General features: G+C 69.0%; 10 protein-coding genes. 4 read left to right on the forward strand and 6 right to left on the reverse strand.

Going from position 1 to position 9,535, the window contains the following annotated elements; genetic code table 11:
* From P409_RS16985 to P409_RS17000, 4 genes are all read right to left on the reverse strand, one after another.
* Positions 1–2,322: beta strand repeat-containing protein (locus P409_RS16985; protein ID WP_161790415.1), on the reverse strand; the 2,322-nt coding region annotated here is incomplete at its 3' end.
* Between the two features lie 106 nt (positions 2,323–2,428).
* Positions 2,429–3,937, reverse strand: a complete 1,509-nt coding sequence (locus tag P409_RS16990) for a tripartite tricarboxylate transporter permease (protein WP_034839852.1) — start codon at positions 3,935–3,937, stop codon at positions 2,429–2,431.
* 7 nt (positions 3,938–3,944) lie between these two features.
* A complete protein-coding gene (locus P409_RS16995; protein ID WP_034839855.1) occupies positions 3,945–4,406 on the reverse strand; it encodes a tripartite tricarboxylate transporter TctB family protein in 462 nt (153 codons plus the stop codon).
* Positions 4,407–4,591: 185 nt separating this feature from the next.
* Positions 4,592–5,575 carry a tripartite tricarboxylate transporter substrate-binding protein gene (locus tag P409_RS17000; protein WP_034839857.1) on the reverse strand — a complete coding sequence of 328 codons (984 nt, stop codon included), beginning with the start codon at positions 5,573–5,575 and terminating at the stop codon, positions 4,592–4,594.
* 92 nt (positions 5,576–5,667) lie between these two features.
* On the opposite strand from P409_RS17000, the gene nudC reads away from it, so the two are divergent.
* From nudC to P409_RS17015, 3 genes are all read left to right on the forward strand, one after another.
* Entirely contained in the window at positions 5,668–6,633 is a 966-nt protein-coding gene (nudC, locus tag P409_RS17005; protein WP_343285511.1) for an NAD(+) diphosphatase, read from the forward strand.
* Between the two features lie 85 nt (positions 6,634–6,718).
* Complete coding sequence (locus tag P409_RS17010; RefSeq protein WP_034839862.1) at positions 6,719–6,970, forward strand: type II toxin-antitoxin system Phd/YefM family antitoxin; 252 nt, start codon at positions 6,719–6,721, stop codon at positions 6,968–6,970.
* Positions 6,967–7,356 carry a type II toxin-antitoxin system VapC family toxin gene (locus tag P409_RS17015; protein ID WP_034839865.1) on the forward strand — a complete coding sequence of 130 codons (390 nt, stop codon included), beginning with the start codon at positions 6,967–6,969 and terminating at the stop codon, positions 7,354–7,356. Before P409_RS17010 ends, P409_RS17015 begins: the two co-directional genes overlap by 4 nt.
* A gap of 8 nt (positions 7,357–7,364) precedes the next feature.
* Here P409_RS17015 and P409_RS17020 read toward each other — a convergent pair whose 3' ends face one another.
* Both P409_RS17020 and P409_RS17025 read right to left on the reverse strand, forming a co-directional pair.
* The gene (locus P409_RS17020; RefSeq protein ID WP_034839867.1) at positions 7,365–8,219 is read right to left on the reverse strand and encodes a prephenate dehydratase; all 855 of its coding nucleotides are present in this window, start codon (positions 8,217–8,219) and stop codon (positions 7,365–7,367) included.
* Positions 8,216–8,968, reverse strand: a complete 753-nt coding sequence (locus tag P409_RS17025) for a 3-deoxy-manno-octulosonate cytidylyltransferase (RefSeq protein WP_034839870.1) — start codon at positions 8,966–8,968, stop codon at positions 8,216–8,218. Before P409_RS17025 ends, P409_RS17020 begins: the two co-directional genes overlap by 4 nt.
* A 457-nt stretch (positions 8,969–9,425) precedes the next feature.
* Here P409_RS17025 and P409_RS41585 point away from each other — a divergent pair.
* Positions 9,426–9,535: c-type cytochrome (locus tag P409_RS41585; protein ID WP_430515644.1), on the forward strand; the 110-nt coding region annotated here is incomplete at its 3' end.

Genomic DNA, 9,535 nt, shown 5'->3' on the forward strand with positions numbered 1-9,535 from the left:
GATGAGCGTGTCGCTGCCGGCGCTGCCGGACAGGTTCTCGATCGAAATCAGGGTGTCGCCCTGGGCGTGGCCGCCGCTGCCCTTGCCGGTCGACAGGTCGACCGAGACCGGGGCATTGCTGCCGTAGTAGCTGGCGGTGTCGACGCCCGCGCCGCCCTCGAGCCGGTCGGCCCCGGCGCCGCCGCGCAGCACGTCGCCGCCGTTCCAGCCCTGCAGGGTGTTGGCCCCGGCGCTGCCGATGAGCGTGTCATTGCCCTGGCTGCCGGACAGGTTCTCGATCGCGGTCAGGATGTCGCCCTGGGCTTCGCCGCCCGTGCCCGTGCCGGCGGCGAGATCGACCGAGACCCCGATGGTGCCGGCGTAGTAGCTGGCGGTGTCGGTGCCGGCGCCGCCGTCGAGCTCGTCCGCCCCGTCACCGCCCCGGAGCACGTCATTGCCCTCCCCGCCCGCCAGGCCGTTCTGGGCGGCGTTGCCGACCAGGGTGTTGGCCGATGCGTTGCCGGACAAAGCGAAAAAGCCGGTGCCGCCGATGGTGCCGGCCTCGACATTCTCGGGCAGGGCGTAGACGGGCACCGGTCCCGGGACGGGGACGATCAGGATGGTGTCGTAGCCGCCGCCCGCGCTCTCGGCGACCTGATCGTAGAACCATTGGAACACAAACTCGCCGACCATGACGTAGGTGGCGTCGTTCAGCCGATAGGTGTCGTTGCCGGCGCCGCCGGCCAGCGTGTCCAGGCCGGTGCTTCCATCCAGGATGTTGGCCGCCGACGAGCCGGTCAGCACATCGCCCCAGTTGCTGCCGAGCAGGTTCTCGATCGAGACCAGGACATCGCCCGCGGCATCGCCGCCGCTCGCCGTGCCGGCCCCGAGATCGACCGAGACGCCGCCGCCGCTGGCGGCATAGAGGACCCAGTCGGCTCCCTCGCCGCCGTCGAGCCGGTCGGCTCCGGCGCCGCCCACGAAGCTGTCATTGCCGGCACCGCCCGACAGGGTGTTGGCATCGGCCGTGCCGATCAGCGTATCGTTGAAGGCGCTGCCGGCGAGGCTTTCGATCGAGACCAGTTCGTCGCCCACGGCCGTGCCCCCGGCCACCGTCCCCGCCGCGAGGTCGATCGTGACGCCGGCGGTGCTGTCGCTGTAGCTGGCGGTATCCACCCCGGCCCCGCCGTCGAGATGATCGGCCCCGGCGCCACCCTTCAGGCGATCGTCGCCCGAGCTCCCGAGCAGGGTGTTGGCGGCGGCGTTGCCGATCAGCGTGTCGTTGGATGTGCTGCCAAGAAGATTCTCGATCGAGATCAGCCTGTCCCCCGCGGCCGCGCCCCCGGACCCGGTGCCGGCCTGGAGATCGACGGTGACGGCGACGGCGCCGTCGATATAGACCGCCCAGTCGATGCCGCCCCCGCCGTCGAGGCGATCGGCCCCGGCGCTGCCTTGCAGCGTATCGGCGCCGTTTAGGCCCATCAGCATGTCGTTGCCGTCGAGGCCGTACAAGTCGTTGTCGTCGTTGTTGCCGTTGAGGGCGTTGGCCAGGACGTTGCCGAACAGGTCGAAGGCGTCGTCGCCGCTGAGGTAGGCGGCCTCGACATTGTCGGGCAGCGTGTAGCTGCCCACATCGGCATCGGCCTCGAGCTGGACGCTGTCGTAGCCGCCATTCGCGGCCTCGGTGACCTCGTCGTAGAGGAGGGGTGTCATGCCGACCGAGCTGGTGCCGCCCAGCCGATAGTCGTCATTGCCGGCACCGCCGGCCAGCAGATCGTGGTCGCTGCCGCCCTCGAGCACGTCGTTGCCGGTGCCGCCGTCGAGCGTGTCCTCGCCGCTGTTGCCCATCAGCATATCGTCGCCGGCCCCGCCGCCCAGTGCATCGTTGCCGTTGTTGCCGCCGATGAGGTTGGCCAGCGCATTGCCGGTCAGGGTGAACCCGTCATCACTGCCGACGGCGCCCCATTCGACATTGGCCGGCAGGACATAGCTGCTGAGATGGGCGGCGGCGACGACGTAGACGATGTCCCTGCCGGCGCCGGCCGCTTCGACCACCAGGTCGTAGCGATAGTGGACCGCACCGCCCGAGACATAGGAACTGTCGTCATACAGAAAGTAGGAGTCGTCGCCGGCGCCGCCCGCCAACGTGTCGTAAGCGGCCAGGAAGGGAAGGCTGGCGTCGTCCACGTCGCCATACAGCTCATCGCTGCCGTTCCCGCCGTTCAGGATGTCGGCGCCGCCGAACCCGATGAGGGTGTCGTTGCCGTCCAGGCCGTTGATGACGTCCGCATCGAGGGTGCCGAAAAGGTCGTCGCCATTGTTCGTGCCGTTGATCGTTCCCATGCGGTCCCCCATGCCGGCCGGCTTTCCGCGGCCCAGGGGATGACGATAGCGGGGTCCGGCCCGGGTGGGATCATCCGAATGGGGGATGGCGGCGCATGCGCCGTCGCTATCCCGCCTCCTCCTGGAACGCCTCCTCGCGCTTCCGGCGGATCGCCGGGCTGATCATCACCAGCAGCACGCCCACGGTCAGCAGCAGCAGCACGGCGCTGATCGGCCGGGTCAGGAATACCGTGGCATCGCCGCGCGCCAGCAGCATAGCGCGGCGCAGATTCTCCTCCATCATCGGCCCCAGGATGAAGCCGAGCAGCAGCGGCGCCGGCTCGCATTCCAGCTTCACCAGGATGTAGCCGACCAGGCCGAACAGCACCGTCAGGTAGACGTCGAAGACGTTGTTGTTGAGGCTGTAGACCCCGATGCAGCAGAAGGCCAGGATCGCCGGGAACAGCAGATGGTACGGCACCTTCAGCAGCCGCACCCAGATGCCGATCAGCGGCAGGTTCAGCACGATCAGGAAGAAGTTGCCGATCCACATCGAGGCGATCAGGCCCCAGAACAGGTCCGGTTGCTCGGTCATCACCAGCGGGCCGGGCTGGATGCCCTTGATGATCATGGCGCCGACCATCAGCGCCATCACCGGCGTCGGCGGGATGCCCAGTGTCAGCATCGGGATGAACGACGTCTGGGCGCCGGCGTTGTTCGCCGATTCCGGTCCGGCCACGCCCTCGATCGCGCCCTTGCCGAATTCCTGCGGCCGGCGGGAGATCTTCTTCTCCAGCGAATAGGCGGCGAAGGAGGACAGGATCGAGCCGCCGCCCGGCAGGATGCCGAGGATCGAGCCCAGCGCAGTGCCGCGCAGGATCGCCGGCGCCATCCGCCGCGCCTCCTCGCGCGTCGGCAGCAGGCCCGAGACCTTGCGCACCATCACGTCGCGCAGATGCTCGGCCTCCAGGTTGCGGATGATCTCGGCGATGCCGAACAGGCCCATCGAGATGGCGACGAAGTTGATGCCTTGCGACAGCTCGGGGATGCCGAAGGTGTAGCGCGGCGTTCCGGTCTCGACATCCTGCCCGACCATGCCGAGCAGGAGGCCGAGCGCGATCATGCCCAGCGCCTTCAGCACCGAGCCATGCGCCAAGGCGACCGATGCGACGAGGCCGAGGACCATCAGCGAGAAGTACTCTGCCGGTCCGAATTTCAGCGCGATGGCGGCCAGCGGCGGCGCGAACAACGCGATCAGGAGGGTGGCGACGGTGCCGGCGAAGAAGGAGCCGATGCCGGCGGCGGCCAGGGCGGCGCCCGCCCTGCCCTGCCTGGCCATCTGGTAGCCGTCGATCGCTGTGACCACCGAGGCCGATTCGCCCGGAAGGTTGATCAGGATCGCCGTGGTCGAGCCGCCGTACTGCGAGCCGTAATAGATGCCGGCCAGCATGATCAGGGCGGCGATCGGTGGCAGCACGAAGGTGGCCGGCAGCAGCATGGCGATGGTGGCGGTGGGCCCGAGGCCCGGCAGCACGCCGACCAGCGTGCCGAGCAGCACCCCGACGAAGCAGTAGGCGAGGTTGGTCGGCGTGAAGGCGACGCCGAAGCCGAGGATCAGGTCGTGCAGCAGGTCCATGGTCGCCTCAGTTCCCGAACCAGCGGCCGAAGACGGGAATCGGCAGGCCGAGCCCCCAGATGAAGACGGCGATGCAGAAGAGGGTCATGGCGACGGCGGCGGTGGCCGCGACCGGCGCCCGGAACCGGATGCTCGCGGCGGCACCGACGAGGACCACCACCGGCACCGAGACGGCGAGGCCGCCGCCGCGCAGCAGCAGGCCGAACAGCAGCATCGCCGCCAGCACGATCGCCCCGCCGCGCCAGGCCCACTGGCCGACGCCCTCCCCCTCCAGCACGAAGGAGCGCACAAGAGTGATCAGCCCGATCAGGGCCAGGATCCCGGCCAGCACGGTCGGGAAGTAGCCCGGCCCCATCTTGATGGCGCGGCCCATGGAATAGCCCTGGGCGATCCAGCCGAACGCGATCGCCAGGGCAAGGAAGATCAGCCCGGACCAGAAGTCCTTGGGATGACGGATGGAGAGGCGCATCGCGGCTCCTGGATCCGGTGAGGGTGCTGACGGAACGGTTCAGCGCCCGTCCGAGAATGCGCTGGGGTGAGTCGGCTGGTGGCGATGTCGAGAACCGGAGCACAGCGGACGTGAAAGTCCGCGAGCACCGGAAGCGCAGACGGCGCCATCAGACGGCCACCCCAGTAGCATTATCGGATGGGCGCTCAGTCGGCGTAGACGCCGGCGGCGGTGATCACCGGCTGCCACTTGGCGATCTCGGCCTTCAGATAGGCGTCGAGCGCCGCCGGGGTCGCCTGCTCCAGCGCCACCGGCTCGGTGCCAAGATCGGCGAAGCGCGCGACCACGTTGGGGTCCTTGAGCGCCGCCTGCAGCGCGGCCTCGAGCTTGGCGACCACCGGCTGCGGCGTGCCTTTGGGGGCGTAGAGCCCGTGCCAGATGCCGATCCTGAAGTTGGGCAGCCCGGCCTCGGTGGTGGTCGGCACGTCCGGCAGCGACGGCACCCGCTTCTCGCTGGTGACGGCGTAGACCTTGATCTTGCCGCCCTTGATCTGGCTGGTGGTGTTGGTGGTCTGGTCGCACATGAAGTCGAACACGCCGCCCAGCAGGTCGTTCATCGCCGGGCCGGTGCCCTTGTAGGCGACGGTGGTCAGCTGGGTGCCGATCGCCTCCATGAACAGCATGCCGCAGAGATGCGAGGCCGAGCCGACGCCGGCATTGGCGATGGTCACGTCGTCCTTGTGCGACTTGGCGTACTCCACCAGCTCCTGCATCGACTTCGCCTCGAAATCGCCGCGGGCGACGAAGGTCATCGGCACGTCGGTGACCAGGCCGATGCCGGCGAAGGCCTCGCCCGGCTTGTAGTCCAGGTTGCGGTACAGCGTGGCGCTGGTGGCCTGGCCGATATGGTGCAGCAGCAGGGTGTAGCCGTCCGGGTCGGCCTTGGCGACGCGCCCGGCGCCGATGGTGCCGCCGGCGCCGCCGACATTCTCGACGATCACCTGCTGACCGAGCGTCTTGCTCATCGGCTCGGCGATCAGCCGCGCCACCGTGTCGGTCGGCCCGCCGGCGGCGAAGGGCACGACCATGGTGATGACGCGGTTCGGATAATCCTGGGCTGCGGTCGGCAGGGCAAAGGCGAAGGCCGTGGCGGCAAGCAGGCCGAGGCCGATCCGGCGGCTGAAACTCATAGACGTGACCCCCTTCGTGTTCGTCGGTTCCGGCCGTTGGCTTCGACCGTGAATTTTTAGGCAATCTAACCTGTCCTTTTCGGAAGGCACAGTTGCTTTTCCCGGCGCTGGCGTCGCAGCCGGGGCCGTGCCAGTGTCCCGCCATGCTGCGCCCGAACTTCTATGTCCATCCGTCGCTCGACCGCGCCGGCCGCTACCGCCGCGACACCGAGTGGATCGCCCGCGTCACCATCAGCGAGCACACCCGCATCCTGCCGGTGTGGCAGGGCCGCAACCTGATCGCCGGGCCGCCGGAGGCGCCGCATGTCGCCATGGTGCCGGCGACCGAGGCCTGGTGGCGCGGCGCCGCGGCCGAGACGGTGATGCTGGGCATCGACGGCGACGTCACCTATCTCGCGGTCGATGTCAGCGGCATCGCCGACCCGGCCGCCGATCCGGTGCTGGCCGGGTTCGGCAGCTTCCTCGACCTGCGCGCCGTCGGCCCGCTGCTGCCGCATGAGGAAGGCGCCCTGCTGGCCTACGCCCGCGGCATGGTCTGGTGGCATTCGCGCCACCGCTTCTGCGGCGTCTGCGGCCATCCGACGGTCAGCAGCGATGCCGGCCACCGCCGCGACTGCACCAATCCGGAGTGCCGCACCCAGCATTTCCCGCGCACCGATCCGGCCGTGATCATGCTGATTCATGACGGCGACAGGGTGCTGCTGGGCCGCCAGAAGGCGTGGCCGCCCGGCATGCATTCGGTGCTGGCCGGTTTCCTGGAGCCGGGCGAGAGCCTGGAAGATGCGGTGAAGCGTGAGGTGCTGGAGGAGGCGGGCGTCCGGGTCGACGACGTCCGCTACCACTCCAGCCAGCCCTGGCCCTTCCCGCAGTCGCTGATGGTCGGCTTTACCGGTCGCGCCGTGACCTCCGACCTGCAGGTCGACCAGGACGAGCTGGAATCCGCCGCCTGGTTCGAACGCGACTGGCTGCGCCGTCATGTCGACGACGAATCGTTCCGCCTGCCCCGCCGCGACAGCATCGCCCGGCGCCTGCTGGAGGACTGGCTCGCGGACGAGTGATCACCGTCGTCCACGCCTTGCTTTGGACTATCGGATAGACCATCTTTCACGCATGTCGCGTAGCCCGATCAATCGGGAGGAAGCCATGCATATCTCCGTCAGTGAAGCGAAGGGGCAGCTCACCGAGCTGGTCCGCCGCGCTGAGGCCGGCGAGGAGGTCGTCTTGACCCGGTTCGGCCAGCCCGTAGTGCGCCTGGTACCGGAGGCCAGAAAGCCGACGCCGGCCGAGCGGAAGGCCATCATCGCGGAAATCATGGCGTCTGCCCGGCCAACTCCCGGCCCCTCTGCTGCCCGCAGCCAGGACTTCCTCTACGACGAAAACGGCCTGCCGAAGTGATCGTCGTCGATACCTCGGCGCTAATGGCGATCATCATGAAGGAACCCGAGGCGCAGCGATGCGCCGCGATTTTAGGGTCGGAGCCGGAACTCGTCATATCGGCGGGCACCGTGGCGGAGGCCATGATCGTTGCCGGCGGACGCCAGGTCGCACGCGACATGGAACGACTGATCACCGGGGCCGGCCTGGAGATCGTCGCCGTCACCCCGAGCCTGTCTTGGCGAGTGGCAGAGGCCTATGCCCGATGGGGCAAGGGAAATCACCCCGCCAGGCTGAACTTCGGCGACTGCTTCGCCTACGTGGAAGCCGACGCCCGGTCCTGCCCGCTGCTCTTCATCGGCGATGATTTCGCCCGCACCGACCTGAAATCCGCTCTCGACGGGTAACCCCGCCCTCACTCATCCGCGGCGAGCTGGCTCGGGTCGCGGCGGAAGGGATGGGCCGGGTAGACGCCGAGCAGGTGGAAGTTGCGGGTGAAGAACTGCAGCTCCTCCAGCGCGAAGCGCAGCGACTGGTCGTCCGGATGGCCTTCGACATCGGCGTAGAACTGGGTCTGGCTGAACCGGCCGCCCAGCATGTAGCTCTCGAGCTTGGTGATGTTCACGCCGTTGGTGGCGAAGCCGCCCAGCGCCTTGTACAGCGCCGCCGGCACCGACCGCACCTCGAACACGAAGGTGGTCATCACCGGGCCGTTGTTCGGCTTCGGCCGCACCGGGTCGCGCGACAGCACCACGAAGCGGGTGGTGTTGTGCTCCGCGTCCTCGATGTCGCTGGCCAGGATCTCCAGCCTGTAGATCTCGGCCGCCAGGCGGCTGGAGATGGCGGCGATGCCGGGATCCGACTGCTCGGACACCATACGGGCGGCGCCTGCGGTGTCGGCATGGTTGACCGGCTTCAGCCCGCGCGCCCGCAGCCACTGCCGGCACTGGCCCAGCGCCTGGACATGGCTGTGCACCTCGCGGATGTCCGCCAGCTTGGTGCCCGGCAGCGCCACCAGTTGGTGGTTCACCCGCAGGAAATGCTCGCCGATGATGTGCAGGCCCGATTCCGGCAGCAGGTGGTGCATGTCGGCGACGCGGCCGGCGATCGAGTTCTCGATCGGGATCATGCCGAGATCGGCCCGGCCGTCATGGATCGCCGCCAGCGCCTCCTCGAAGGACGGGCACGGCACCGTCTCCGCATCCGGGAAGGCCTGGCGGGACGCCATGTCGGAATTGGCGCCGGCCCAGCCCTGGAACGAGATCCTCATCGCGCCGCTCCTTCAGCGAGCAGGCGCCGGGCGCGCTCCAGCTCCTCCTGCGTGTCGACGCCGAGCGGCACGGTGTCGACGACGGCGACGTCGATCCGCATGCCGGCGGTCAGCGCCCGCAGCTGCTCCAGCTTCTCGCGCCGCTCCAGCGCCGAGGGCGGCAGGGTCACGTAGCGCTCCAGCGCCGCACGGCGATAGGCGTAGAGGCCGATATGGTGCAAGAGCGGCCCTTCCCCCGACGGCGCCGTGGTGCGGGTGAAGTAGAAGGCCCGGCCGGTCCGCGCCCCCTCTTCCCGCTCGACGATCGCCTTGACGATGGCGGGGTTCGCCTTCTCCTCCTCGCGCACGATCACCGCGGCCAGCGTGCCGATGTCCACATCCGGGTCGTCCAGCAGCGCCACCGCGGCCCGCGGCAGCGCCGGGTCCAGCGTCGGCAAGTCGCCCTGGATGTTCACGACGATGTCGTGGCGCCCGTCCGGATCGATGCTGCGCAGCGCCTCGGCGATGCGGACCGATCCGTTGGGCAGGTCAGGGTCGGTCATCACCGCGGTGCCGCCCACCGCCTCGATCGCATCGGCGATCGGCCGGTCGCCGCAGGCGACGATCACCGGGCCGAGACCGGCCGCGACCGAGCGGCGCCAGACATGGACGATCATCGGCTCGCCATGAATGTCGGCCAGCGGCTTGTTCGGCAGGCGGGTCGCGGCCAGGCGCGAGGGGATGACGACGATGGGGTTGGATGCGCTCATGATCCGGCGTCATCCACCGTTGCCGCGACGGCGTCAAGACCGTCCCGAATCCGGGATGACCCCGCTTGTTCCCGCTGATGGCCGGGACGGCGGGCGCAAAGGGTGTCGCAGCCGGACATCGCCCCTTGCCAGACCGATTGGAACGCCTCTACAAGACGGCCGGGCCCGCACGACCGAATCGAGTCGTGCGTCCGGGGAGGTTGCCGTCGCGCTTCGAGGTGAGATCCGGCATGGAATTCAATAAAATATTCGCCGCTGTCCTGCTGGCCGGCATCATCGGAATGGCGACCGGCATCGTGGCCGATATCCTGGTCTCGCCGGAGCCGCTGCACGAGAACGCCTACAAGGTCGACACCAGCGCCGTCGCCAGCGCACCGGCCGCCGCGGAGCAGGCCGGGCCGTCGATCCCGCCGATCGCGCCGCTGCTGGCCAGCGCGACCCGGCCAAGGGCCAGGCCCTGTCGAAGGCCTGCACCGCCTGCCACACCTTCGAGAAGGGCGGCGCCAACAAGGTCGGCCCGAACCAGTGGAACCTGGTCGACGCGCCGATGGGCCACAAGGACGACTT

The sequence above is a fragment of the Inquilinus limosus MP06 genome (assembly GCF_000767795.1).
Lineage (GTDB): Bacteria > Pseudomonadota > Alphaproteobacteria > DSM-16000 > Inquilinaceae > Inquilinus > Inquilinus limosus_E.